A 22,922-nucleotide genomic window follows, 5' to 3' on the forward strand; every position below is an offset into this window, starting at 1 on the left:
GCCGCCTCCCGTCTCAAGAAGCGCGCCGTCCAATGACGGCTCGACGCATCATCCCCTGCCTGGACGTCAAGGACGGCCGGGTCGTGAAGGGCGTGCGCTTCGAGGGGCATGTCGACATGGGCGACGCCTGCGAACTCGCCGCCCGCTATCGCGACGAGGGCGCCGACGAACTGGTCTTCTATGACATCACCGCGAGCCCCGAGGGGCGGACGCTGGACTATGGCTGGGTGCGGGATATCGCGCGGCTGCTGGACATTCCCTTCTGCGTGGCGGGCGGAATCCGCAGCGTGGATCAGGCGGCCGCCTGTCTCGACAACGGGGCGGACAAGGTCTCGATCAACTCGCCGGCACTGGAACGGCCGGGGCTGATCTCCGAGATAGCCGAGCGGCTGGGGTCGCAGTGCGTGGTCGTCGGCGTCGATAGTCGGCGCGAGGACGGCGACTATGTCGTGCACAAATACACCGGCGATCCCGATGCGCGGCGCCTCGCCGGGCGGCGGACGATGGACTGGATCGTCGAGGCGCAGGAGCGCGGCGCCGGCGAGATCGTGCTGAACTGCATCGACCAGGACGGGGTGCGCAAGGGCTATGACACGGCGCAGCTGGCCGACGCGCGGGCGCGGCTGACCATCCCTCTGGTGGCCTCGGGTGGGGCCGGGGCGGCGTCACATTTCCTCGACGTGTTCGCTCCTCTTTCCGAAGGTGGGGCGAACGTGTCGGGCGCGCTGGCGGCCAGCGTATTCCACTCCGGACAGATCACGGTGCCGGATCTCAAGGCGTTCCTGGCGGGCGCGGGTGTTGAGGTGCGGCAGTGACGACCCTCTGCATGCATCCCCGCGAAGGCGGGGACCAAGCTTTTCAAACGATCGGGCAGAGCCCGGCGCGTCCCTCACATCAATCCCGGACGCCGTGCGTCGCAAAAGAACTGGGTCCCCGCCTTCGCGGGGATGCACGGAACCTAAGATGATCGATCCATCCAGCCTCGACTTCGCAAAGGGCGCCGGCCTGATCCCGGCCGTGGTGCAGGACGCCGACACCCTCCAGGTGCTGACGCTCGCCTATATGGATCGGGCGGCGCTGGAGGAGACGATCGAGAGCGGCGAGGCGACCTTCTTCTCGCGCTCGCGGGGCGGCCGTTGGCGCAAGGGCGAGACGTCCGGCAACCGGCTGACGGTCGTGTCGATCACGCCCGACTGCGACGGCGACGCCCTGGTGCTGGCGGTGCGGCCGATGGGACCGGCCTGTCACCTCGGGACGACCAGCTGTTTCGGCGATGCGGACGCGCCGGGCCTGGGCCGTATCGCGCGGCTGGAACGGACCATCGCAGAACGCGCGAGCGCCGATCCGGAGAGCAGCTGGACGGCGAAACTCCTGGCGCAGGGGCCCAAGCGGGCCGCACAGAAGGTCGGCGAGGAGGGCGTGGAGACGGCCCTGGCCGGCGCCGCCGGGCCTGATGAAGAGGTCGCATCCGAAGCGGCGGACCTGATCTACCACTTGCTCGTTCTGTTACGGGCGCGTCACTTGTCGTTTCAGGCGGTGCTGGACGTGTTGGCCTCGCGCGAGCGACCGGCCAAACAACCACAATAGACGACGGGGCCTCGTCCCCGACAGGGAGACAGGCAAGCATGACGGCTCTAGTGCTGTTCGGCGGCGGCGGCGATCTGGCGATGCGCATGCTGCTGCCCTCGCTTTATTTCCTGGAGCACGATGGCCTGTTGCCGGACGGGCTGAAAATCATCGGCGCGGCCCGTTCCGAGGAGAGCCGGGACGAGTATGTCGAGAAGGTCCGCGCGGCCGTCGAAGGCAAGGCCAAGGCCGACGACGCCTGGGATGACGCCAGCTGGAGCCGGATGAAGGCGCGCCTCGACTATCTCGCCGTCGACGCCACCTCGGCGGAGAGCCTGAAGCCGCTGAAGGACAAGGTCGGGCCGGGCGCCTGCACCAGCTTCCTGGCGGTGTCGCCGTCCCTGTACGCCAGGATCGTCACCGCGATGCGGGCGGCGGGTCTGGCCGAGGCCGACGACAAGGTGGTGCTGGAAAAACCGGTCGGTCGCGACCTGGAGAGTTTCCGCGCCATCGACGACGCGGTCGCCGATGCGTTCAGCGAGAACCAAGTGTTCCGCATCGACCACTACCTCGGCAAGGAGACGGTCCAGAACCTGATCGCGCTTCGGTTCGGCAACGTCATCTTCGAGCCGCTGTGGAACAACCTGTCGATCGACCATGTCCAGATCACGGTCGGCGAGACCGTCGGGGTCGGCGACCGCTGGCCCTACTACGACGAGTACGGCGCCCTGCGGGACATGCTGCAGAACCACATGCTGCAGCTGTTGTGTCTGGTGGCGATGGAGCCGCCGTCTGACCTCGATCCGGACTCGGTGCGCAACGAGAAGGTCAAGGTCATCCGGTCCCTTCGCCCCATCACCGAAGAGGACGCCGAACGCACCACCGTGCGGGGCCAGTATGTTTCGGGCACCGTCGAGGGCCAGCGCGTTCCGGGCTACGACGAGGAGCGCGGGGCGGACTCGGACACCGAGACCTTTGTCGCCATCCGCGTGGACATCGACAACTGGCGCTGGGCCGGTGTGCCGTTCTTCCTGCGCACCGGAAAGCGTCTTCCCGAGAAGCGGACCGAGATCGTCATCCAGTTCAAGCCGGTGCCGCACTCGATCTTCGGCGACAACGGCCACGAGGAAGACAGCGCCAACCGCATGGTCATCGAGCTGCAGCCCGAGGAAGACATCTCCCTGACGGTCATGAACAAGAAGCCGGGTCTGGATCAGCGGATGCAGCTTCAGCCGATCCAGATGAGTCTGTCGTGGGGCGTCGGCGGGGCCGGGGACAAGCCCCCGCGCCGCCGGATCGCCTATGAGCGGCTGCTGCTCGATGCGCTGAACGGGGATTCGACCCTGTTCGTGCGCCGCGACGAGGCGGAAAAGGCCTGGGAATGGGTCGACGGCGTGTCGCAGGCCTGGGTCGACGGCAAGGTCAAGCCGCAGCCTTATAGGGCGGGAACGTGGGGCCCGGATACCGCCGACATGCTGATGGTGCGAACCGGCCGGGACTGGAACACGCAAGCATGACCCGCTTCACTCCGTGCATTCCCGCGAACGCGGGGACCCAGGCCTTTGGGCGATCAGCGGCGCCGTGTGAGCCCAGCCGCCAACGGACCTTGTGCCTCACGACAGAACTGGGTCCCCGCCTTCGCGGGGATGCACGGAAATAAGATGGCCGAAATCGAGACCTTCCCCATCATCGAGGCCTGGGCCGCCACCATCGCCGGGCGGCTGGAGGAAACCCTGGCCGCCGCCGTCCTCGCCAACGGCAGGGCCCTGTTCGCCGGTCCCGGCGGGTCGACCCCCTCACCTGTCTATGCCCGCCTGGCCCAGGCGGATATCGGCTGGGACAAGATCGCGGTCACCCTGGTGGATGAGCGCTATGTGCCCGAGACCGACCCGAAATCGAACGCGCGGCTGATCAAGGCTGTGCTGCTGCAGGGGCCGGCGTCACGGGCGACCTTCATTCCGCTGTACCATTCCGAGGTCACGGTCGACCGGGCGGCGGCGGTGGCGGCGCACGGGCTGGCCGCGGCCGGCGAGCGGTTAGACGCAGTGCTTCTGGGCATGGGCGAGGACGGGCACATCTGTTCGATGTTCCCCGGCAGCCCGACGCTGAAGACCCTGTTGTCGCCGACGCTGAAGCCCACGGTGCTGGGCGTGCCGCACGGGCGTGACGGGATGGCGCCGAGCTTGGAGCGGATCTCGATCAACCTGCCGTACCTGATGTCGGCGGGTCGGGTGATCCTGGGCCTGAAAGGCGCAGCCAAGCGTTCGGTGTTCGAGCGGGAGGCCCAGGGCGATCCGGCCGTGCAACCGATCGCGGCGATGATCGCCGCGAAGGTCCCGCTCGAAATCGTCTGGACGGAGGCGAACTGATGGCTCTTCACCCTGTCGTGGCGGAAGTCACCCAACGCATCATCGAACGCTCGAGAGAGACGCGGACCGACTACATCCGCCGCATGGATGCGGCGCGGGACAGCGGCATCGGCCGGGCCAAGCTGTCGTGCGCCAACTGGGCCCACGCCTTCGCGGGCCAGACCATCGTCGACAAGCTGAAGGTGATGGACGGCAAGACGCCCAACGTCGGCATCGTCACCGCCTACAACGACATGCTGTCGGCGCATCAGCCGTTCGAACGCTTCCCGGATGTGATCCGCAAGGCCACCCGCGAGGTCGGCGCGACGGCCCAGGTCGCCGGCGGCACCCCCGCCATGTGCGACGGCGTCACCCAGGGTCGGCCGGGGATGGAACTGTCGCTGTTCAGCCGCGACGTCATCGCCATGTCGGTCGGGGTCGCCCTGACCCACGACGCCTTCGACGCGGCCATGATGCTGGGCGTCTGCGACAAGATCGTGCCGGGCCTGTTCATGGGGGCGCTGGCGTTCGGCCACCTGCCCGTCGTCTTCGCCCCCGCCGGACCGATGCCCTCGGGCATCCCCAATGCCGAAAAGGCGCGGGTGCGGGCCGAATACGCCCAGGGCAAGGTCGACCGCGACGTCCTCCTGGCCAGCGAGGTCGGCTCCTACCATTCGCCGGGCACCTGCACCTTCTACGGCACGGCCAACTCCAACCAGATGATGATGGAGCTGGGCGGCCTGCACATGCCGTCGACCGCCTTCGTTCACCCGGAGACGGGCCTGCGCGACGCCCTGACGGCGGCCGCCGCAAAGCGAGCGGTCGAACTGGCCGTCAGCGGCGAAGGCCGCATGGCCGACGTCATCGACGAGAAATCCATCGTCAACATGATCGTGGCCCTGCTCGCCACCGGCGGATCGACCAACCACGCCATCCACCTGGTCGCCATGGCGCGGGCGGCAGGGGTGCTGATCGACTGGACCGACATGGACCAGCTGTCGTCCGTGACCCCGTTGCTGGCCCGGATCTATCCGAACGGATCAGCCGATGTGAACGCCTTCCAAGCGGCGGGCGGCGTCGCCTTCGTGGCGCGGGAACTGGCCCGGGCAGGTCATATCCATTCCGACGTCACCACCATCATGGGCCGGGGCATCCATCATTATTTCCAGGAGCCGGCGATGATCGACGGCGAACTGGGCTGGAAGGATGGCGTGGCCGAGAGCCTGGACCGCGACATCCTGCGTCCCGCCTCCGACCCCTTCGACAGCGAGGGCGGCCTGCGGCTGGTCAAGGGCAACCTCGGCAGGGCAGTGATCAAGATCTCGGCCGTGAAGCCGCAGCATCGAAGGGTCGAAGGCCCCGCACGGGTTTTCGACGCCCAGGAAGACGTGCTGGCGGCCTTCCAGCGCGGCGAACTGGATGCAGGCGGCGTGATCGTCCTGCGCTTCCAGGGGCCGAAGGCCAACGGCATGCCGGAACTGCACTCCCTCTCGCCCCTGATGAGCGTGCTGCAGGATCGCGGCGTGCCGATCGCCCTCGTCACCGACGGCCGGATGTCGGGCGCCTCGGGCAAGACCCCGGCGGCCATCCATGTGACGCCGGAAGCGCTGGAGGGTGGGCCGCTGGCCTATGTGCTCGAGGGCGACATCGTCCGACTGGACGCCGAGGCCGGGGTCCTGGCCATCGACGCCGACCTGACCACACGCGAGCGGGCACGGCCGAACTCGGTGCAGAGCTGGGGCTATGGCCGCGAGTTGTTCGGCGCCTTCCGCGCGGCCGTGTCGTCGGCCGAGCGCGGCGCCTCGATCTGTTTCGCGGCCGAACCGACGCAGCAGCAACCCGAGATCCGCGATGTCGCCGATCCCAATGTGCACAACCGGGAGATCGACGCATGAGCGACAGCCCCCTTCTCGTCGGCGATGTCGGCGGAACGAATGCCCGCTTCGCCCTCGCCCGCATGGTCGACGGACAGATCACGCTGGACCACCACGAGAGCTTCCCGGCCGAACAGTATCCGACCTTCCTGAAAGGGGTCGCGGCCTTCATCGATGGCTGCGAGGTCAAACCCTCGGGAGGCGTCATCGCCGTGGCCGGACCCGTGACCGACGGGGCCATCGACCTGACCAACAGCCCTTGGGCGGTGTCTGAAGCCGAGCTTCAGACCCTGGGCCTGAACCCTGTGCGGCTGATCAACGACTTCGAAGCCCTGGCCTGGGGCGCGCCGGTCGTGCCGGCAGCGGATCTGGCGCATCTGGGCGGCCCGACCGAAGGCGATCCGCATTCCGCCATCGCGGTGCTGGGCCCCGGCACCGGCTTCGGCGTCTCGGCCCTCGCGCGGGATATCCACAGCCGGGAGATCGCCCTGCCGTCCGAAGGCGGCCACGCCTGTTTCGCGCCGGGCGATCCGGTCGAGGACGAAATCCTGCGCATCCTGCGCCAGCGCTACGACCGGGTGTCGATCGAGCGGCTGATCTGCGGTCCGGGCCTGCTGAACATGCACCGGGCCCTGGCCCAGATCGACGGCCGCGAGACCCATATCGATGATCCTGCCCAGATCACGAACGAGGCTCTGGCCGACCCGCGCAGCCACTGTGGCGCCACCCTGGCCCGGTTCTGCGCCATCCTGGGCGCCGTGGCCGGCGACGTGGCGTTGACGATGGGTTCGCGGGGCGGGGTCTATATCGCCGGCGGAATCGCGCCGCGCATCCTGTCCTTCCTGAAGGCCAGCCCCTTCCGTGAGCGGTTCGAGAGGAAGGGCCGGTTCCGGGACTATATGGCCGATATCCCGACCTGGGTGATCACCCACAAACAGGCCGCTCTGCTCGGGGCCGCACGGGTCGCCTTTGCCGACATCGCGTAACGTCGATCATATTTTTCTTCACGCACCCGTGAACCTTCCGTGAGGCCGCGCATTTTTCCGGCTTCACTGGAAGGAATTCCCCATGCGTAAACTGATCATCGCCTCCGCCGCCATCGCCCTGGCCGGCTCGCTCGCCGCCTGTGGCGAATCCGCCGCCGACAAGTCTGCCGAAGTCCAGGCCGACGCCTTGGAGCAGCAGGCCGCCGCCGCTCCGACCGAACAGCAGGAAACCGCCCTGAACGCCGAAGCCGACCGAATCGAGCAACAGGCCGGCAACGCCGACGGCGGCATGACCACCTCGAACACGCCGAACACCTCGCCGTCCGACCCGGCCGCTCCGGCCGCCCCGGTCACGACGCCGCCGGCGAACTAAGGAGCGCTGTCGGGGTTTCATGAGCCCCGCCTGTCCTTTGGAAGGTTCACGGAGCCCCCGTCGCGAAAGCGGCGGGGGTTTTCGTTTGGCCGGTCAGAGCTTCTTCGGCGGCATGGGCACGAAGGCGCTCGTGCGGCGGATGTAGTCGGCGTATTTCGGCCGGGACTTGCCGATGGCCTTCTCGGTGATGCCGATCCCCGACCAGCGGGTCAGGGTGAAGGTCAGGAAGATCGGCCCGACCACCGAGGCGATCCCGACCCAGCCGGTCTCGGCCGCGATCAGCCACAGCCCCCACCAGACGCAGGCGTCGCCGAAATAATTGGGGTGGCGAGTGTAGCGCCACAGGCCCGTGTCCAGCACCTTGCCCTTGTTTTTCGGATCCTTGCGGAAGGCCGCCAGCTGGGCGTCACCGACGCTCTCGAAACCAATTCCGACGACGACGACGAGGGCGCCGATCCAGCCGAGCCAGCCGATCGGCCCGTGTTCGACCTGGCCCAGTTGCACCGGCAGGGAGGTCAACCACCCCAGAAACGCCTGGGGCAGGAAGACGAACAGCAGGGCGGTCTTGCCGAAACTCCAGCCGTGCTCCCTCTCCTGGGTCTCGACGATCTCGGCATAGCGGCCGTCGACGCCGTTCGCGCGCCACCGGCGCAGCAGGTGCCAGGCCAGGCGGACGGCCCAGACGGCGCAGAGCCAGAGCAGCAGGAATTTTCGGGTCTGATCGCCGTCGGTGCGGGGGAAGGTGATCAGGGCCAGGAGCAGCATCCCCAAGGGCCAGACGCCGTCGATGAAGCTGACGTCCTTCAGCCGCAGCGCCAGCCCCCAGAGGGCCAGCATCACGACGACGAGGACGGCCAGGTTGAGACCCAGCAGGGCGGCGAGTTCAGGCAGGGTCATGCGACAGAAACGCTAGCATGACCTGCACGGATGCGTCGCCTCAGTCGACGCACAGAGTCGGGCCCGCGCGGCCGTTCTCGATCGGCGTGTTGCAGCCGAACGGCAGGTCATTGGGGGCGCAGACGCCGGTGACCGCTCCCTCGCGCGGACCGGCGGTCTCGGCGCGGCAGTCGCCGAGGCAGTCGTCGCCGTCGCGGCAGACCTTGCCCGCGTCCCGGAAGGGCACGACGCAGCGCGAGGTCTGCAACCGGCCGACGCGCATGATCTCCCCGCCCCGCGCGGCGCAAGCCGCCCCGGCGGTCTGGGTCGGGGCGCCGGCATCCGGGGCCTGTTCAGCCATCGGCGAGCAGGCTGCGGACAACAGGGCGAGGGCGACGATCAGGATGCGCATGGATAGTCCTTAGCTTATTTGGAGACGTCGCCCCTGGCGAAGCCGGTCCAGACGTCGTCGTAGTCGAGCTGCATCGTCGGCGTGGTTTGCGCCCATTCCGTGGTGCGGATCGGGAGACGGGTCTCGAACATGAAGGCCAGGGTGTTGTCCAGCCTGTGTGGCTTGAGGTCGGCCGAGACCGCCTTTTCGTAGCTCGCCTGATCCGGGCCGTGGCCGCTCATGCAGTTGTGCAGCGAGGCGCCGCCGGGGGCGAAGCCGCCCTCCTTGGCGTCATAGGCGCCGGTCACCAGACCCATGAACTCGCTCATGACGTTGCGGTGGAACCACGGTGGACGGAAGGTGTCCTCGGCCACCATCCAGCGCGGCGGGAAGATGACAAAGTCACAGTTGGCCGTGCCGACCGTGTCCGATGGCGACGTCAGGACGGTGAAGATCGAGGGGTCCGGGTGGTCGAAGCTGACCGTCCCGATGGTGTTGAATCGGGCCGTGTCCCAGCGGTAGGGCGCGTTGTTGCCATGCCAGGCGACGACGTCGAGCGGCGAGTGATCGAAGGTCGTGACCCACAGGCGGCCGGCGTATTTCTGCACGCATTCCGTAGGGCGGGTGACGTCCTCGAAGGCCGCGACCGGGGTCTCGAAATCGCGGGGATTGGCCAGGCCGTTGGAGCCGATGGGGCCGAGGTCGGGCAGACGGAAGGGGCTGCCGTAGTTCTCGCAGACATAGCCGCGGATGGGGCCGCGGATGGGGCCGCTGCACTCGACGCGGAAGCGCACGCCGCGCGGGATGACGACGATATGGCCGGCGCTGGCCTCGATCCGTCCGAACTCGGTGACGAAGGCGTGGTCGCCCTCCTGCGGCACGATCAGCAGCTCGCCGTCGGCGTCGTAGAAGACGCGGTCCGTCATCGACCGGTTGGCGGCGTAGAGGTGGATGCCGACGCCGACCTGGGCCTCCGCATCGCCAGTACCGCCATAGGTGACCAGGCCGTCGACCCAGTCGGTCGGCGTGGTCGGCAGGGGCAGAGGGTCCCAGCGCATGCGGTTCGGGCTGGGCGGGGCGTCGTGGAAGGGGCCGGAGCGGACGCGATCCTGATCGAACGGCTGATAGGCCGGATGCTGGGCCGAAGGGCGCAGGCGATAGAGCCAGCTGCGGCGGTTCTCGGCGCGCGGGGCGGTGAAGGCCGTGCCGCTGAGTTGCTCGGCATAGAGGCCCATCGGCGTCTTCTGCGGCGAGTTCCGGCCGATCGGCAGGGCGCCGGGGACGGCCTCGGTGGCGAAGTGGTTGCCGAAACCGGTCAGATAGGTCGCGCTGTTCAGCGTCATGCAGAGTCTCCCTTGGCGGGAGGTTTAGCGGGGGTGGTTCAGCGCGTCACCCTCTCCCGGCGGGAGAGGGCTTGAGCGCACGACGGCTTGCCGGCGTCCTTGCGTGAAAGGGTGAGGGGCGTGCCCTCGCCGGCTAGCGCCAGCCCCTCGCCCTTTCGGCCAAGACGCATCGCTATCGCTCTGCGGGCCTCAAGCCCTCTCCCGCCGGGAGAGGGAGGGTTTAGTATCCCCCAGCCCGCGCCAGCTTCTCGGCGTGGAAGCCGGCGTCGCCGAGGAGTTCGTTCAGCACCCGCACCCGCTTCATATAGAGGCCGACATCGTACGCCTCGGTCATGCCGACGCCGCCGTGCATCTGGACCGCTTCCTGGACCGCCAGCTCCGCAACGCGGCCGGCCTTGGCCTTGGCGATGGAGACGGCGAGGTCGGCTTTCGGGGCGCCGGCGTCGATGCGTTGCAGGGCGCCGAGGACGGCGGCCTTGGCCAGTTCCAGCTCGGTGAACAGGTGGGCGGCGCGGTGTTGCAGGGCCTGGAACTCGCCGATCAGCTTGCCGAACTGTTTGCGGGTCTTGAGGTATTCGACCGTGGTCAGGAAGGCCTGGTCGCCGGCGCCGGTCAGACAGGCGGCGGCGCAGGCGCGGCCAAGGTTCAGTGCGCCCTCGAGAGCCGCCTCGCCCGCATTGACGTCGCCGATGACGGCGTCAGCATCGACATGGACATCGGTCAGGGTGATGCGGGCGGCGTTGTGGGCGTCGACCATGACCGTGCGCTCGATCTCGACGCCCGAGGTCTTCGGATCGACGAGGAACAGGGTCACGCCGGCGTCGGTCCTGGCCGCCACGATCAGGGCGTCCGCGATATGGCCGTCGAGGACGAAGCCCTTGGCGCCGTTGAGCTTGAAGCCGTTGCCGCTGCGTTCGGCCGTGGTGGCGATCCGCGACGGCTGGTGTTTCGGCCCCTCATCGAGAGCCAGTGACAGAATGGCCTCTCCCGCCGCGATCTTCGGCAGCCAGGCGGACTGCTGATCGGCGGAAGCCGCATCGATCAGGATGCGGGCGGCCAGGATCGACGAGCCGAAGAAGGGCGAAGGCGTCAGGGTGCGACCCAGACCCTCGGCCACGATGCCCGCCTCGACCGCGCCGAGGCCGGAGCCGCCGTGTTCCTCGGGGATGATGACGCCGGCGAATCCCATCTCGCCGAACGCCTTCCACAGGTCGCGCGACACGCCGTCAGCATCTTTCGTGTCCCGCAGTTTGCGGAAGTGGGCGATGGGCGCGTTTTCGCTGAGGAAGCCTTCGGCGGCGTCCTTCAGCATGGTCTGCTCTTCAGTCAGGATCAGGGGCATGGGCTCAGGCTCCCGGCAGCTGAAGCAGGTGTTTGGCGATGATGTTCAGCTGAACCTCGGAGGTGCCGCCCTCGATCGAATTGGCCTTGGTGCGCAGCCAGTCGCGGGCGGGCGTGCCCTTGTGCGAGCGCTCGCTCTCCCACTCCAGGGCGTCCGAGCCGCCGGCGGCCATGGCCAGTTCATGGCGACGCTTGTTCAGCTCCGAGCCGTAGTATTTCAGCATTGAGGCGATGGCCGGAGAGACCTGTTTGGCCTTCACCTGGTCGCCGACCCGCTCCATCGACAGACGGAAGGCGGCGGCGTCGATTTCCAGCTCGGCGATCCTGGTCCGCAGCATCGGCTCGTCGAGGCGACCCGTGTCGTCCAGGCCGATCGAGTCGGCCGCGACCTGGCTGATGGGACGGCCGATGTCGCCGATGCCACCGATCATAGTGCGTTCGTGGGCCAGCAGGGCCTTGGCCACGTCCCAGCCGCGGTTCAGCGTGCCGATCAGATTCACCTTCTCGACGCGGACGTCGTCGAAGAAGGTCTCGCAGAAGGCGGACTTGCCGGAGATCAGCTCGATCGGCCGGGTCGTCACCCCGGGGGTCGCCATGTCAAACAGGACGAAGGAGATGCCGAGGTGTTTCGGCGCCTCAGTATCGGTCCGGATCAGGCAGAAGATCCAGTCGGCCTTGTCGGCGTAGGAGGTCCAGATCTTCTGGCCGTTGATGATCCAGTGGTCGCCGCGATCCTCGGCGCGGGTCTGGACGGCGGCCAGGTCGGAACCGGCGCCGGGTTCGGAATAGCCCTGGCACCAGCGGATTTCGCCACGCACGATCTCGGGCAGGAAGCGCTTCTTCTGTTCCTCGGTGCCGAACTGCAGCAGGGCCGGGCCCAGCATCCAGACGCCGAAGGACGACAGGGGCATCTGGGCGTCGATGCGGCGCATCTCCGAGGCCAGGACCTTGGCTTTTTCCCGGTCGAGACCGCCGCCGCCGTACTCGGTCGGCCATTGGGGCGCGGTCCAGCCGCGCGCGGCCATGACGTCCATCCAGCGCTTGTGGGCCGGGGTCTTGAAGGTTGCGTTGCGGCCGCCCCAGACGCGGTCCTCGTCATTGTCGAGCGGACCGCGGCATTCCGCCGGGCAGTTCGCCTCGAGCCAGGCGCGCGTCTCCGCGCGGAAGGTTTCCAGATCGGCCATGGTTCGCTCCCTGACGCCTGTGCCTGCGCCTCAGGCGGACAGGTTAGCAGCGATCAGTCTGGAGAAGCCACCGTGACGCCGCGTCAGCTTCGAGCGTTTTGTCTCCTCCCTGTCGCGGCTTCGCGATGGGGAGGCGGCTCGGAGGCGGAGCCGGAGAGACGGAGGGGTTCTTTGTCGCGGCAAGAACCCCTCCGTCAGCTCGCAAGGGCTCGCCGCCACCTCCCCATGCGCAAGCGCGCACGGGGAGGAGACGCCAGGCGTCACTTCGTCGGCAGGAAGGGCGAGAAGGTGATGACGGTGAAGGTGTCGCGGATGTGGGGGCGAGTCTGGACCGACTTCGTGACGAAGGTGCCGATGTCCATCTCCCGGGGCAGCTGGAACTTGGCCAGCAGATCGTACTGGCCCGAGGTGGAATAGACCTCCGAGACATATTCGACATTGTCGACCATGTCGGCGGCGACATCATTGGCGTGGCCCAGCTCGCATTTGATGAAGACGAAGATGGCGGTCATCATGGTCGTGGGCTCCGGTGTTCGGGGGCTTGAGTAGCGGATGCGGACGTGGCCGGTAAGACCCTCGATCTCGAAGCGGAATACAACAACCGGGCCGCCGTGCCCGATCATCCGGTCGTCATGGCCCGGTGGAAGACGGATGCGGAGGCGGCGCGGGCGGTCCATCCGCCGACCGCCCTGCCCTATGGCCGCGGCAAGCGTGAGGTCATGGACCTGTTCGAGGCCGGGCCGGACGCGCCGGTCGCGGTCTTCGTCCACGGCGGCTACTGGCAGGCGCTGGATCGATCGTGGTTCAGCTGGATCGCGCCGGCGTTTCTGAAGCATGGCGTCAGCCTGGCCGTGCCCTCCTATGACCTGTGCCCGGATGTGCGGCTGGGGCGGATCGTCGGCGAGATTCGGGATGCGGTGGCGCTGATCCGCACGCGGACCGGCAGGCGACCGGCGGTGTTCGGCCATTCCGCCGGCGGGCATCTGGCGGCCTGCATGCTGTCGGAGGGACGGGCTTCGGCGGCCGTCGCGATCTCGGGCCTGTTCGATCTGGAGCCGCTGATCCCGACCTCGCTCAACGCTGCGCTGCGGTTGGATGCGCGCGAGGCGGCCGCCCTGTCGCCGGTTCACTGGCCCGTCCCGAACGGATCGACGCCGGGCGGAACGGTGCTGGATTGCGTCGTCGGGGCGGACGAAACGAGCGAGTTCGTGCGCCAGTCACGGGACATGGCGGACCACTGGGGCGGCAAGGGGGTGGAGACGCGGTTCGAGGCCCTGCCGGGCCTGAACCACTTCACCGTCCTGGACCCGCTGTGCGACCCGGAGAGCGGGCTGGTGAAGCGGATCGTGGAGCTGGCGAAAGCCTGACGCCCCTCGCAATCGCGGCAAAGCGTCGCCACTATAGAGCCTCGCGGCACGGGACGGATCATGGCGGAACCGACGGGAATGGGTCTGGGCCACGCGGTGGCGCTGCTGGCGGCGGCGGTCGTCGCCGTGCCCCTGTTCAAGCGGTTCGGCCTGGGCGCCGTACTGGGCTATCTGGCCGCCGGTCTGATCCTGGGACCGTCGGCCCTGGGCGTCGTGCGTGAGCCGGAGACCATGCTGCATGTGGCCGAGATCGGCATCGTGCTGTTCCTGTTCATCATCGGGCTGGAGATGCGACCGGCGCGGCTTTGGAGCCTGAGGCGGGAAATCTTCGGCCTCGGCGCCGTGCAGGTGATGACCTGCGCCGTCCTGCTGACCGGCGCCGCCCTGCTGGCGGGCCTGCCCTGGTATGCGGCGGTGATCGCCGGCTTCGGCTTCGCCCTGTCGTCCACGGCCATCGTCATGCAGCTGCTTGACGAGCGGAACGAGAAATCCGGACCGGCGGGCCAGCGGGTCGTGTCGGTGCTGCTGTTCGAGGACATCTCCATCGTGCCGCTGCTGGCGATCGTCGCCGCCCTGGCCGGCGCCTACGGGACCGCCGTGGAGGCCGCCCGGCCGGTCTGGGTCACCATCGGGTCGGCGGTCGCGGCCGTGGCCGGGGTCTACGTCGCGGGGCGCTGGCTGGTGAACCCGCTGTTCCGCCTTCTGGCTCGCTACGGCGGGCGCGAGGTCATGACCATGGGCGCGCTGGTCGTGGTGCTGGGCTCCGCCTTTGCCGTCAGTCTGGGCGGACTCTCCATGGCCATGGGCGCCTTTCTGGCCGGCGTGCTGCTGTCGGAATCGACGTTCCGGCACCAGTTGGAGGCCGATGTGGAGCCGTTCCGCGGCATCCTGCTCGGCCTGTTCTTCCTGGCCATCGGCATGTCGCTGGACCTCGCCGTGGTCGTGCGCGACTGGGCCTGGGTGCTGGGCGGGGTCGTGGCCTTCTCGGCGCTGAAGATGATCGGCGTCTATGCCGTCGCCCGGCTGAAACAGAGCCACGGCGAAGGGCTGTTGCGCGCCGCCCTGATGGGCGAGGGCGGGGAGTTCGCCTTCGTCCTGTATGCGACGGCGGGGGCGGCCGGCCTGTTCGATCCGCGCATGGCGGCGATCCTGTCGGCGATGGTCATTCTGTCGATGGCCCTGACACCGCTTCGGCTGTTCATCGCCGACAGGCTGAGACCGGACGAGGCGCTGGATCCGGACAAGGCGGACGGGGTGGACAGGGCCGCGAACCTGCGCGAGCGGGTGTTGATCATCGGGTTCGGCCGGTTCGCCCAGGTCGTGGCGCAGCCGCTGCTGGCCCGCGACGTCGATGTGTCGATCATCGACATGGAGGTGGAGATGATCCAGGCCGCCGGAAAGTTCGGTTTCAAGGTCTATTACGGTGACGGCTCGCGCCTGGACGTGCTGCGCGCGTCGGGCGCCGAAGGGGCCGAGACCATCCTGGTCTGCGTCGACAAGCCTGAGGCGGCCGACCGGATCGTGGAACTGGTCAAGGCCGAGTTCCCGCTGACGAAACTGTTTGTGCGCGCCTATGACCGGGGCCATTCGATCCGGCTGATCAACGCGGGCGTGGAGTTCCACATCCGTGAGACCTTCGAAAGCGCCCTGGCGTTCGGCGAGCATGTGTTGAAGGACCTCGGCTTCTCGGAGGACGAGGCGCGCGAGACGATCGAGGACGTGCGTCGTCGCGACGAGGAGAGGCTGATCCTCCAGGTCACCGGCGGGCTACAGGCCGGCCGCAGCCTGTGGAGGAACAACACCTCGACCCCGCAGCCCGAGCCCTACGTCAAGCCGCGTCGGGAGGCCCAGGCCCTGAACGAGGACGCCGCCGAGGTCATGACCGCCGAGGAGCGAGAGCGGCAACAGGAAGAGGCCTGAGGTCCCCAGGCCAAGCCCGCTCGAGGGTCCGTGGACTCTAGCGTCGCGTGACGATCCAGTCGTCACCGTCGCGACGGGCGGTCCAGGGCACACTTTCCCAGTCGAGGAAGTTCAGGATCGTGTCGGGATGGGCCGACCCCGCGCCGAAGGGCGAATGGTCGAAGCGCCGCGCATCGGCGTCCCACCTCGCACGCCAGCAGCCTCCGTCCCAGGTTTGATAATGGATGACGGTGTCTTCGTGCCCCGCATCGGCGTCTCTCGCCGTATGCAGAAACCGTTCGCCGTCGAGACTCGCCCGCCACAGCGAGCCGTCACAGGTGATGTAGGGAATTTCCGTGACTACGCGTTCCTGCGTCGCCGCGGGCTCGCTCGCGGCCCCCGCGATCAGACCCAGCGCCACCCCGACTCCCGCCTGAAACACATGCATGGTTTCCCTCCGGACTGCTCAATCCTAGCCGTTTGGGTCGGGGGAGTCAGCCCCTGCTGCGGCGCCCCGGCAACAGTCGGGGACGACAAACACAACTCTCCGCGAAGGCGAGGAACAGCTTGACCACATCACCATTGTCCTCCGTGAAAGAGGATTGCCGATGCCGACGAAGAAGCCGAACAAGCCCGAGCTCAGACTCGTCGTCGAATCCGAGGTCTATGACCTCATGCGCGCGCCAGAAAGCACCACCGAGCGGGTCAGACGCCTACAGATGGAAGCACGCGCCCTTGCCACCGAGCAGGTCGAGGCGCTGGAAAAGATTCTGAATGACGCGGCGACCCTGGCCGACGAGATCGCCAGGGGCGGCGACGCCTATCCGGTCGGGGCAAGGGAAATCGCTTCTCGCCTGGCCGAGGACCTGCCGGCCAAGGCCCGGACGATCAAGGCGATCGTGTCGCGCCTGCCGTGACGCCGTCACGGGCGTAAAGCCTCCGCCGCAGGCGCTTCGCGAGGCGAAACACCAGAACCGCAAGGACGATCAGCACCACCGGAACGAGGATCGGGGCCAGGAAGGCCAGGATCACGGTGCAGAAGGCCAGCACGTCCTCGATCAGGGACAGGACCGGATTGCCGACGCCGCCGGTCGTCGCGGTGGAGGTCAGGCGGGCTCCTCCCTGGGCGGCGTTGAAGGCGAAGGCGGTCGGGGCGCCGACGATGACCCCGGCGATGGCGGCCGTGGTCGGGTCGAGGCCGGCGAAGACGCTGCCCGCCGCGACCGCTCCGGCGACCGGTCTGGTGAAGGCGCCCAGGACGTTGAGGCCGTGATCGACGACGGGGATCTTGTCGCCCGCGAACTCGACGACCGCAGCGACGCCGAGCGCCGCAATGGCGGGCCAGTCCGCGAGCCAGTCCATCTGGTCGTTCAACTGGATGCCGAAGAGGCCGAACCGCGCGGCGAGGGCCAGCATCAGCAGCGGCAGGAAGGTGCGCAGGCCGGTCGCCGAAGCGAGGCCGAGCCCCAGCAGGGCGGGCAGGACCCAGGTCTGGAGCGGGCCGGCAGCGGCGCCGAGCCCCTGCTGAACGGCTTGAAGGTCGATGCTGTCCATCCCTGCTCCTGCCGGTCCCTTGCCGGCCGTATGGCATAGCGCCCCGAAAGGTTTAGCCGATCACGTCGGCGTAGTCCCGATGCCGCCTGAACCAGGCGACCGCATAGCTGCACACCGGCGTCAACTTGTGGTTCCCGGCGCGGGCGTGGTCAGCGAGGCTCTGCATGGATTTGCCCGCCGCGCCGGAGCCGCGCAGTTCGTCTTCGGCCTCGACGTGAAGGATGGCGCGACGGTTTCCCTGAACCGAATAGTCGGCCCAGACGCGGCGGATTTCGCCGTCGGCGTCGGTAAAGCCCTGTTCGTAGCGTTGCTCGGCCACGACGTCGCGGAAGTCGGTCATGAGTGTTCCCTCGGAGCCGGAGTCAAACCCCCTGGGTCGACGCACCGTTCCGTATGGTCACGCCTGATCAGGCGGGTTTGTCCGACATCAGGTTCACGACGCCGAGAATGCTCTTCACCGTGAACCAGATGCTGAGCAGGAACCACAGGGCTCCGAACAGCAGGAGGAACGGGATGCCGATCAGGATGATCGACGCCGCCATACTGATCGCGATCAGGACCCAAAGGGCGATCGTCCACCAGAAGACCGACCAGAACAGCGCGATCTGGGCCTCGATATGCTGGCGCGGGAGACCGGTGGCGGTGCCGCGCGCGGCGTAGGCGACGACCAGTCCGACCAGGACCAGCACATTGGCCGACGGAATCGACAGGATGTAGAGGGCCCAGGCGATCAGGGCGGCGGGCTTGCCCTCGGCCTCGTGGCCGGGCTCGAGCCGAGGTTGCGACGCGTCGGACATGGGGACTCTCCTAGAACAGCCAGGCGCGGGGGCGCTCGATCGGACGGCCCGCCTTGAGTTTCAGAACGCCGCCGGCCCCGCGAAGGATCAACCACACCGCCAGAATGAACAGGACGAAGACACCCAGCCCCACAGCGATCAGGATGGCGCCGAGCAGGGCGACGACGGCGCCGGCCCACAGGGTGCGCTGCTGGAACACGAAATGGCTGGCGGCCACTTCGCCTTGCGGACCGGCACGACCGGTGACGGCCAGCAGGGCGATCAGGGCCGAAACGCCGAGGGTCGGCACGGCGAACAGGATCAGGGCGTAGACGGCGTAGATGCCCATGGCGCCGTCAATCGGCGCGGGCTCTTCGCGGCGACTCGCGAAAATGCCGACGGGCTGTTCGGGCATCGACGTCTCGCGGGCCCATTGCGGCGCCGGTTCCGGCGCGGCCGGCGGGCTCGGGACCGGCGTCGGCGCGGCGATCTCGGGAACCGGGGTGTCCACCGGGCCGGGCTCCGCGACGACAAGCTCGGGCTCGGGCTCGGGAGCCGGCGCTTCGGGTTCAGGCTCGACCGGGGGCGGCGCGGGCGCGCGCATCTGACCCTCCAGCGCGGCGGGCGAGGCGAAACCGATCAGGTCGTCGTCATGCAGCTCCGGATCAGAGTTCTGGGGCGCATCGGGATCGCCGGGCTCGGCCATCGGGGTCCTCGCGTTCATGGTCAGGACAATGGCGGGGCCGCCGGTCGGAGGCAAGCCGAACCGCGCGTAACCTTACGCCTTCAGGTCGTTGATCGACAGATCGGCCCGGTCGATCCAGCTTCCGGCGGCCCAGGCGCGTTCGGCGGCGCTCAGGTGCTCGCCGATGATGATGGCATTGGTCGGGGTCTCTTCCAGGGTGAGCTCGACGCAGCGGTAGGGCGAGCCGTCGTCGGCCAGGATGGCGTCCAGCTTGCGACGCAGGGCGACCGCGAAGGCCTCGGTCGTCGGATCGCCGTCGAACACCATCAGGCGGGCGACCCGCTGAGGCTCGTTCGCCTGGAACCAGGCCAGCATGGGATCGGCGCCGTTCAGCTGGAAGGCATGATCCACGGCCTTGTCGATGAATCCGTGCCAGCGGCCCTTCAGCGTTTCGAACGACGTGACGAAGTTCGAGGCGCCGAAATCCATCTCCGCCTCCGTGGCCAGGACGACGTGGACGAACTGGTTGTGGCCATGCGGCACCGCGCACCGCGACGCGGGGTCGGAGAGCAGGCGGTGGGCCATCGAGAAACGGCGGGTGAAACGAACCTGGGGCATTGCGTGGCGACATGTCGTGCTTGTTGCGACTCAAAGCAAGCCACGGCCCCTCTCCCGGCGGGAGAGGGCTTGAGCGCACGGCGGCAGAGCCGTCGTCCTTGCGCGAAAGGGTGAGGGGTTAGTCGTCGACCGGCGAGGGCGCGCCCCTCACCCTTTCGGCTGAAGACGCATCGCTACGCTCTGCGAGCCTCAAGCCCTCTCCCGGCGGGAGAGGGAATCACCTGCGGTAACTCAGTTCGCACCCGGCCCCGTCGGCGGCCTCCAGCGCGTCCGGCTTGTCGATCCGCACGGTCACGCCGAGCACCCGGGCATCCTCCAGACAGTGCAGGGCCAGCCGCTCGGCGAAGGTCTCGACCAGGCCGACGTGGCCCTCGGCGATGATGCGGCGGGCGGAGGCGGCGACGGTCTCGTAGTTGATGGTGTCGGAAAGGCCGTGGACCTCGGCGGGGCCGAGATCGAGGGTCACGTCGATGACCAGGGTCTGCAGCCGGCCGTGCTCGTGGTCGTAGACGCCGATGCCGGCCTCGACCCGCAGGCCCTTGACGAAGACGGTCAGGTTGGAGCGCCGGGCGGCCGAAAGGGGTTGGATCACGGCGGGGTTCACTCGGCGATGTCGGGGGTCTGCCAGGCCAGGTGCTGGCCGCCGTCCACGGCGATCATCTGGCCGGTGACCGAGCGGGCGTCAACGAGATAGACGACGGCTCCCGCGATGTCCTCCGGCGACGGGCCGTGGCCCAGAGGCATGGCGGACTGTTCGGCGGCGAACTCGGCCTCCGACTGATGGATCGAGGCGAGGGTCGGACCGGGGCCGACGCCATTGACGCGGATACGAGGCGCCAGGGCCTGGGCCAGGGTCCGCGTCGCCCACCAAAGGCCGTTTCGCGACAGGGCATAGGAGAAGAAGCGCGGGTCGGGCTTCAGCACCCGCTGGTCCAGCAGGTTGACGATCGAGGCGCCGTCGGGGGCCTGGGCGGCGAAGGCCTCGGCCAGCACGACGGGCGCACGCAGATTGGTCTCGAGATGCCGGTCCCAGGTCTCGCGAGACAGGCTGCCGACACGGTCATCCTCGAACACAGAGGCATTGTTGACCAGGATCGAGATCGGGCCGAGCGCCTCGACCGCCGCCGGGATCAGGGCGCGGGTCCCGGCCTCGTCGGTCAGGTCGGCAGGCAGGACCGCTGCGCGGCGACCGAGCGCGCGCACCTCTTCTGCCAGCTGCTCCGCGTCCGCGGCTGAATCCCGATGATGGATAGCGACGTCATGGCCGCGCGCGGCCAGAGCCAGCACGATGGCGCGGCCGATCCGGCGCGCCCCGCCCGTGACGAGCGCCGCGCCGCGCAGGGGTTCAGTCAACCCGGCCGAACTCGAACAGGTTGATGGCGCCGAGAACGGCGACGAAGCCGAGGATGATGTAGAGGGCCAGCATGGGGAGCTCCTGATTATGGTGCCGGAATAGAGGGCGCAGTCGAACGGTTCAAGGTGTCGATGCGAGCAAGGCCTGGAACGCAACAAAGCCCCGATTGAAGATCAGCGTTGTGACGAACAAAAAAGGCGACCGACGTGACCCCTAGCGAACGCGATATCCTCAGCAAGGTCCCGGCCATCACCGCCGGCTTCTGGCTGATCAAGATCCTGGCCACGACCCTCGGCGAGACCGGCGGCGACACGGTCAGCATGTCGATGGGGCTGGGCTATCTGACCGGCACGGCGATCTTCGCCACGATCCTGCTGGTGCTGGTGGCGGCGCAGATCCGGGCGAAGCGGTTTCACCCGTTCCTGTACTGGGCGACGATCATCGCTTCGACCACTGCCGGGACGACCCTGGCCGACTTCGCCACGCGGTCGCTGGGCATCGGCTACACCGGCGGATCGGCCTTGCTGCTGGCCGCGGTGCTGGCGTCGCTGTTCGTCTGGCGAAGGGTCGAGGGCGAGATCCAGTCCGACACGGTCAGTTCGCCCCGCGCCGAGATCTTCTATTGGGTGACCATCACCCTGTCCCAGACCCTGGGCACGGCGCTGGGCGACTGGACGGCGGACACCGGCGGGCTGGGCTATCTGGGCGCGGCAGCGGTGTTCGGAGCCCTGCTGGCGGTCGTGGCCGGGCTGGCGCTGTGGACGCGCGTCAACCGGGTGCTGCTGTTCTGGGCGGCCTTCATCCTGACGCGACCGCTGGGCGCGACGGTGGGCGACTTCCTCGACAAGCCGCTGGACCACGGTGGACTGGCCTTTAGCAGACCTGTCGCGTCGGCCGTGCTCGCCGTCGTGATCGTGGGGCTGATCCTGTTGCTGCCGCAGCGGGCTGGCGGGCATCCGGGTGGTGGAACGGGTCGCACGGTCCCGGCGGTCTGACGCAGGCGTTGATCGTCGGCCGTCCCTGTCGGACAAGGCGGCCATGACCGACTTTCCCGTGACGATCTTTCACAACCCCGACTGCGGTACGTCTCGCAATGGGCTTCGCGCGATACTCGACCAGGGCTATGCGCCGAAGGTCGTCCTCTATCTCGAGAGCGGCTGGACGGCGTCGCAACTGACCGATCTGATCGCGCGCATGGGCGTTTCGGCCCGTGCCGTCCTCCGCGAGAAGGGCACGCCCGCCGAAACGCTGGGTCTGCTCGATCCGGCGGTCTCCGATGAGACCCTGATCTCGGCCATGGTCGAGCATCCGATCCTCGTGAACCGGCCGATCGTCGAGACGCCGCTGGGCGTGGTCATGGCCAGACCCTCGGAGCGGGTGTTCGAGATCCTGGACCGGCGGCCCGAACGGTTCGTCAAGGAGGACGGCGAGGTCGTCGTCCTGTAGCGTCGCCGCATGAACTGGCGCGTCCGCATAGAGCCCTTCACCCGGCCGTTCTTCTTTGCCTGGTCCCGGCTTCAGCGCGGCATGACGCTGGGCGTGCGGTCCGTGGCGGTCGATGCCCAGGGGCGGGTCATGCTGGTGAAACACACCTATCTGGCCGGCTGGTGGCTTCCCGGCGGCGGCGTGGATCGCGGCGAGGCCACCGGCGATGCGGCGGCGCGCGAACTGGTCGAGGAGACGGGGCTGAGGGCGACGGTGCCCGGCCGGCTGGTCTCGGTCCATTCCAACGAGCGGTTCTTCAAGGGGGATCATGTGCTGGTCTATCGCTTCGACACCTTCGAGGCGGGCGCTTTGACCCACCATGGCGAGATCGCCGAGACCGGCTGGTTCGATCCGCGGAACCTGCCCGAGGATGCGCACAGGTCGACCCGTGACCGGTTGGCCGAAATGTTCGGCGGTGCGCCCGTCGATCCGCGCTGGTAGAGGCTGAACCTATGAACTTCGCACCCTGGATCGCCATGCTGGCGGTTGTCCTCGCCGGCGGCGCCACCGCCCTTCAGGCGCCCACGAACGCCCGGCTGGCGACGGCCGTGACCGGCCCCGTCAACGCCGCCTTCGTCTCGTTCGCCATCGGCACGGCGGCGCTGGGCATCCTTGCGGCCATTCTGCACAGCCGCCCCGACATCGCGGCTTCGAAGGCGCTGCCCTGGTATGCCTGGGTCGGGGGCCTGTACGGCGCGATCTTCGTGGTCGCCGCAACCTGGGCCGTGCCCAGACTGGGCGTGGCCATGACCATCACCCTGATGGTGGCGGGCCAGCTGATCATCAGTCTGGCGCTGGATCATTTCGGCGCCTTCGGCGTGCCGCGGGCGCCGGTCAATCTGGGCCGCATAGCGGGCGTGGCCCTGGTCATCGGCGGCGTCATCCTCGTGCGCCGGAGCTAG

Annotated in this window: 28 protein-coding genes; 14 read left to right on the forward strand and 14 right to left on the reverse strand. The window is 68.3% G+C overall.

Going from position 1 to position 22,922, the window contains the following annotated elements; translation table 11 throughout:
• Positions 1 to 32 precede the first annotated feature (32 nt).
• The 7 genes from hisF (at position 33) to ACP7AB_RS06435 (ending at position 7,147) form a co-directional block, all read left to right on the forward strand.
• Positions 33 to 815 carry an imidazole glycerol phosphate synthase subunit HisF gene (hisF, locus tag ACP7AB_RS06405; RefSeq protein WP_425988665.1) on the forward strand — a complete coding sequence of 261 codons (783 nt, stop codon included), beginning with the start codon at positions 33 to 35 and terminating at the stop codon, positions 813 to 815.
• 148 nt (positions 816 to 963) lie between these two features.
• Positions 964 to 1,587 (forward strand): bifunctional phosphoribosyl-AMP cyclohydrolase/phosphoribosyl-ATP diphosphatase HisIE, encoded by a 624-nt coding sequence (gene hisIE / locus ACP7AB_RS06410; RefSeq protein ID WP_303694121.1) that lies wholly within the window; start codon positions 964 to 966, stop codon positions 1,585 to 1,587.
• 38 nt (positions 1,588 to 1,625) lie between these two features.
• Complete coding sequence (zwf, locus tag ACP7AB_RS06415; RefSeq protein WP_425988668.1) at positions 1,626 to 3,083, forward strand: glucose-6-phosphate dehydrogenase; 1,458 nt, start codon at positions 1,626 to 1,628, stop codon at positions 3,081 to 3,083.
• A 144-nt stretch (positions 3,084 to 3,227) separates the two neighbouring features.
• The gene (gene pgl / locus ACP7AB_RS06420; protein ID WP_425988670.1) at positions 3,228 to 3,935 is read left to right on the forward strand and encodes a 6-phosphogluconolactonase; all 708 of its coding nucleotides are present in this window, start codon (positions 3,228 to 3,230) and stop codon (positions 3,933 to 3,935) included.
• Positions 3,935 to 5,809: a phosphogluconate dehydratase gene (gene edd, locus ACP7AB_RS06425; protein WP_425988673.1), complete on the forward strand. Its 1,875-nt coding sequence runs from the start codon at positions 3,935 to 3,937 to the stop codon at positions 5,807 to 5,809. Before pgl ends, edd begins: the two co-directional genes overlap by 1 nt.
• Positions 5,806 to 6,774, forward strand: a complete 969-nt coding sequence (gene glk / locus ACP7AB_RS06430; RefSeq protein ID WP_425988676.1) for a glucokinase — start codon at positions 5,806 to 5,808, stop codon at positions 6,772 to 6,774. The genes edd and glk overlap by 4 nt, the downstream gene beginning before the upstream one ends.
• 82 nt (positions 6,775 to 6,856) lie before the next feature.
• Positions 6,857 to 7,147, forward strand: coding sequence for a hypothetical protein (locus tag ACP7AB_RS06435; protein WP_425988679.1), 291 nt, complete (start codon positions 6,857 to 6,859; stop codon positions 7,145 to 7,147).
• Between the two features lie 93 nt (positions 7,148 to 7,240).
• On the opposite strand, the gene ACP7AB_RS06440 is transcribed toward ACP7AB_RS06435, so the two are convergent.
• From ACP7AB_RS06440 to ACP7AB_RS06465, 6 genes are all read right to left on the reverse strand, one after another.
• Positions 7,241 to 8,044 carry a DUF1295 domain-containing protein gene (locus ACP7AB_RS06440; RefSeq protein ID WP_425988682.1) on the reverse strand — a complete coding sequence of 268 codons (804 nt, stop codon included), beginning with the start codon at positions 8,042 to 8,044 and terminating at the stop codon, positions 7,241 to 7,243.
• Positions 8,045 to 8,084: 40 nt separating this feature from the next.
• Positions 8,085 to 8,435 (reverse strand): hypothetical protein, encoded by a 351-nt coding sequence (locus tag ACP7AB_RS06445; protein ID WP_425988685.1) that lies wholly within the window; start codon positions 8,433 to 8,435, stop codon positions 8,085 to 8,087.
• A gap of 14 nt (positions 8,436 to 8,449) precedes the next feature.
• Positions 8,450 to 9,757, reverse strand: a complete 1,308-nt coding sequence (gene hmgA / locus ACP7AB_RS06450) for a homogentisate 1,2-dioxygenase (RefSeq protein ID WP_425988688.1) — start codon at positions 9,755 to 9,757, stop codon at positions 8,450 to 8,452.
• 220 nt (positions 9,758 to 9,977) lie between these two features.
• Positions 9,978 to 11,099 carry an acyl-CoA dehydrogenase family protein gene (locus ACP7AB_RS06455; protein ID WP_425988691.1) on the reverse strand — a complete coding sequence of 374 codons (1,122 nt, stop codon included), beginning with the start codon at positions 11,097 to 11,099 and terminating at the stop codon, positions 9,978 to 9,980.
• 4 nt (positions 11,100 to 11,103) lie between these two features.
• Complete coding sequence (locus ACP7AB_RS06460) at positions 11,104 to 12,282, reverse strand: acyl-CoA dehydrogenase family protein (RefSeq protein WP_425988694.1); 1,179 nt, start codon at positions 12,280 to 12,282, stop codon at positions 11,104 to 11,106.
• A gap of 260 nt (positions 12,283 to 12,542) precedes the next feature.
• A complete protein-coding gene (locus ACP7AB_RS06465) occupies positions 12,543 to 12,797 on the reverse strand; it encodes an Lrp/AsnC family transcriptional regulator (RefSeq protein ID WP_303694133.1) in 255 nt (84 codons plus the stop codon).
• 45 nt (positions 12,798 to 12,842) lie between these two features.
• On the opposite strand from ACP7AB_RS06465, the gene ACP7AB_RS06470 reads away from it, so the two are divergent.
• Positions 12,843 to 13,649 (forward strand): alpha/beta hydrolase, encoded by an 807-nt coding sequence (locus ACP7AB_RS06470; RefSeq protein WP_425988697.1) that lies wholly within the window; start codon positions 12,843 to 12,845, stop codon positions 13,647 to 13,649.
• Between the two features lie 60 nt (positions 13,650 to 13,709).
• Positions 13,710 to 15,569, forward strand: a complete 1,860-nt coding sequence (locus ACP7AB_RS06475; protein WP_425988699.1) for a monovalent cation:proton antiporter-2 (CPA2) family protein — start codon at positions 13,710 to 13,712, stop codon at positions 15,567 to 15,569.
• Positions 15,570 to 15,606: 37 nt separating this feature from the next.
• Here the strand turns inward: ACP7AB_RS06475 and ACP7AB_RS06480 are convergent, their stop codons facing one another.
• Complete coding sequence (locus tag ACP7AB_RS06480) at positions 15,607 to 15,996, reverse strand: hypothetical protein (RefSeq protein WP_425988702.1); 390 nt, start codon at positions 15,994 to 15,996, stop codon at positions 15,607 to 15,609.
• A gap of 160 nt (positions 15,997 to 16,156) precedes the next feature.
• Between ACP7AB_RS06480 and ACP7AB_RS06485 the strand changes: the two genes are divergently transcribed.
• Positions 16,157 to 16,465 carry a hypothetical protein gene (locus ACP7AB_RS06485; protein ID WP_425988705.1) on the forward strand — a complete coding sequence of 103 codons (309 nt, stop codon included), beginning with the start codon at positions 16,157 to 16,159 and terminating at the stop codon, positions 16,463 to 16,465.
• Here ACP7AB_RS06485 and ACP7AB_RS06490 read toward each other — a convergent pair.
• From ACP7AB_RS06490 to ACP7AB_RS06520, 7 genes are all read right to left on the reverse strand, one after another.
• Positions 16,437 to 17,102, reverse strand: coding sequence for a DUF4126 domain-containing protein (locus ACP7AB_RS06490; RefSeq protein ID WP_425988708.1), 666 nt, complete (start codon positions 17,100 to 17,102; stop codon positions 16,437 to 16,439). The two genes, ACP7AB_RS06485 and ACP7AB_RS06490, sit on opposite strands and share 29 nt — an antisense overlap.
• Positions 17,103 to 17,154: 52 nt before the next feature.
• Entirely contained in the window at positions 17,155 to 17,442 is a 288-nt protein-coding gene (locus ACP7AB_RS06495) for a GNAT family N-acetyltransferase (RefSeq protein ID WP_425988710.1), read from the reverse strand.
• Positions 17,443 to 17,509: 67 nt separating this feature from the next.
• Positions 17,510 to 17,899, reverse strand: a complete 390-nt coding sequence (locus ACP7AB_RS06500; RefSeq protein WP_425988713.1) for a hypothetical protein — start codon at positions 17,897 to 17,899, stop codon at positions 17,510 to 17,512.
• Between the two features lie 10 nt (positions 17,900 to 17,909).
• Positions 17,910 to 18,584, reverse strand: coding sequence for a DUF4870 family protein (locus ACP7AB_RS06505; protein ID WP_426046122.1), 675 nt, complete (start codon positions 18,582 to 18,584; stop codon positions 17,910 to 17,912).
• 72 nt (positions 18,585 to 18,656) lie between these two features.
• Entirely contained in the window at positions 18,657 to 19,181 is a 525-nt protein-coding gene (locus ACP7AB_RS06510) for a 6-pyruvoyl trahydropterin synthase family protein (RefSeq protein WP_425988718.1), read from the reverse strand.
• 217 nt (positions 19,182 to 19,398) lie between these two features.
• Positions 19,399 to 19,773 carry a dihydroneopterin aldolase gene (folB, locus tag ACP7AB_RS06515; RefSeq protein WP_425988720.1) on the reverse strand — a complete coding sequence of 125 codons (375 nt, stop codon included), beginning with the start codon at positions 19,771 to 19,773 and terminating at the stop codon, positions 19,399 to 19,401.
• Positions 19,774 to 19,781: 8 nt separating this feature from the next.
• Positions 19,782 to 20,534, reverse strand: coding sequence for an SDR family oxidoreductase (locus tag ACP7AB_RS06520; RefSeq protein WP_425988722.1), 753 nt, complete (start codon positions 20,532 to 20,534; stop codon positions 19,782 to 19,784).
• A 207-nt stretch (positions 20,535 to 20,741) separates the two neighbouring features.
• On the opposite strand from ACP7AB_RS06520, the gene ACP7AB_RS06525 reads away from it, so the two are divergent.
• The 4 genes from ACP7AB_RS06525 to ACP7AB_RS06540 are packed head-to-tail and all read left to right on the forward strand — an operon-like array spanning position 20,742 to position 22,922.
• A complete protein-coding gene (locus tag ACP7AB_RS06525) occupies positions 20,742 to 21,530 on the forward strand; it encodes a hypothetical protein (protein WP_425988725.1) in 789 nt (262 codons plus the stop codon).
• Between the two features lie 43 nt (positions 21,531 to 21,573).
• Positions 21,574 to 21,981 carry an arsenate reductase (glutaredoxin) gene (gene arsC / locus ACP7AB_RS06530; RefSeq protein WP_425988727.1) on the forward strand — a complete coding sequence of 136 codons (408 nt, stop codon included), beginning with the start codon at positions 21,574 to 21,576 and terminating at the stop codon, positions 21,979 to 21,981.
• A 9-nt stretch (positions 21,982 to 21,990) separates the two neighbouring features.
• The gene (locus tag ACP7AB_RS06535; protein ID WP_425988730.1) at positions 21,991 to 22,461 is read left to right on the forward strand and encodes an NUDIX domain-containing protein; all 471 of its coding nucleotides are present in this window, start codon (positions 21,991 to 21,993) and stop codon (positions 22,459 to 22,461) included.
• An 11-nt stretch (positions 22,462 to 22,472) separates the two neighbouring features.
• Entirely contained in the window at positions 22,473 to 22,922 is a 450-nt protein-coding gene (locus tag ACP7AB_RS06540; protein WP_425988732.1) for a DMT family transporter, read from the forward strand.

The sequence above is a fragment of the Brevundimonas sp. TWP3-1-2b1 genome, from assembly GCF_049896165.1.
GTDB classification, from domain to species: Bacteria; Pseudomonadota; Alphaproteobacteria; order Caulobacterales; family Caulobacteraceae; genus Brevundimonas; species Brevundimonas subvibrioides_B.

Coding starts and splice junctions, on each gene's coding strand:
- hisF (WP_425988665.1), top strand. CDS start 33: ATGACGGCTCGACGCATCATCCCCTGCCTGGACGTCAAGGACGGCCGG.
- ACP7AB_RS06500 (WP_425988713.1), bottom strand. CDS start 17,899: ATGTCCGACGCGTCGCAACCTCGGCTCGAGCCCGGCCACGAGGCCGAG.
- ACP7AB_RS06540 (WP_425988732.1), top strand. CDS start 22,473: ATGAACTTCGCACCCTGGATCGCCATGCTGGCGGTTGTCCTCGCCGGC.
- zwf (WP_425988668.1), top strand. CDS start 1,626: ATGACGGCTCTAGTGCTGTTCGGCGGCGGCGGCGATCTGGCGATGCGC.
- ACP7AB_RS06475 (WP_425988699.1), top strand. CDS start 13,710: ATGGCGGAACCGACGGGAATGGGTCTGGGCCACGCGGTGGCGCTGCTG.
- ACP7AB_RS06490 (WP_425988708.1), bottom strand. CDS start 17,102: ATGGACAGCATCGACCTTCAAGCCGTTCAGCAGGGGCTCGGCGCCGCT.
- ACP7AB_RS06460 (WP_425988694.1), bottom strand. CDS start 12,282: ATGGCCGATCTGGAAACCTTCCGCGCGGAGACGCGCGCCTGGCTCGAG.
- hisIE (WP_303694121.1), top strand. CDS start 964: ATGATCGATCCATCCAGCCTCGACTTCGCAAAGGGCGCCGGCCTGATC.
- ACP7AB_RS06465 (WP_303694133.1), bottom strand. CDS start 12,797: ATGATGACCGCCATCTTCGTCTTCATCAAATGCGAGCTGGGCCACGCC.
- ACP7AB_RS06435 (WP_425988679.1), top strand. CDS start 6,857: ATGCGTAAACTGATCATCGCCTCCGCCGCCATCGCCCTGGCCGGCTCG.
- ACP7AB_RS06505 (WP_426046122.1), bottom strand. CDS start 18,584: ATGGCCGAGCCCGGCGATCCCGATGCGCCCCAGAACTCTGATCCGGAG.
- glk (WP_425988676.1), top strand. CDS start 5,806: ATGAGCGACAGCCCCCTTCTCGTCGGCGATGTCGGCGGAACGAATGCC.
- ACP7AB_RS06535 (WP_425988730.1), top strand. CDS start 21,991: ATGAACTGGCGCGTCCGCATAGAGCCCTTCACCCGGCCGTTCTTCTTT.
- ACP7AB_RS06510 (WP_425988718.1), bottom strand. CDS start 19,181: ATGCCCCAGGTTCGTTTCACCCGCCGTTTCTCGATGGCCCACCGCCTG.
- ACP7AB_RS06495 (WP_425988710.1), bottom strand. CDS start 17,442: ATGACCGACTTCCGCGACGTCGTGGCCGAGCAACGCTACGAACAGGGC.
- pgl (WP_425988670.1), top strand. CDS start 3,228: ATGGCCGAAATCGAGACCTTCCCCATCATCGAGGCCTGGGCCGCCACC.
- edd (WP_425988673.1), top strand. CDS start 3,935: ATGGCTCTTCACCCTGTCGTGGCGGAAGTCACCCAACGCATCATCGAA.
- ACP7AB_RS06445 (WP_425988685.1), bottom strand. CDS start 8,435: ATGCGCATCCTGATCGTCGCCCTCGCCCTGTTGTCCGCAGCCTGCTCG.
- arsC (WP_425988727.1), top strand. CDS start 21,574: ATGACCGACTTTCCCGTGACGATCTTTCACAACCCCGACTGCGGTACG.
- ACP7AB_RS06440 (WP_425988682.1), bottom strand. CDS start 8,044: ATGACCCTGCCTGAACTCGCCGCCCTGCTGGGTCTCAACCTGGCCGTC.
- ACP7AB_RS06455 (WP_425988691.1), bottom strand. CDS start 11,099: ATGCCCCTGATCCTGACTGAAGAGCAGACCATGCTGAAGGACGCCGCC.
- ACP7AB_RS06485 (WP_425988705.1), top strand. CDS start 16,157: ATGCCGACGAAGAAGCCGAACAAGCCCGAGCTCAGACTCGTCGTCGAA.
- ACP7AB_RS06480 (WP_425988702.1), bottom strand. CDS start 15,996: ATGCATGTGTTTCAGGCGGGAGTCGGGGTGGCGCTGGGTCTGATCGCG.
- hmgA (WP_425988688.1), bottom strand. CDS start 9,757: ATGACGCTGAACAGCGCGACCTATCTGACCGGTTTCGGCAACCACTTC.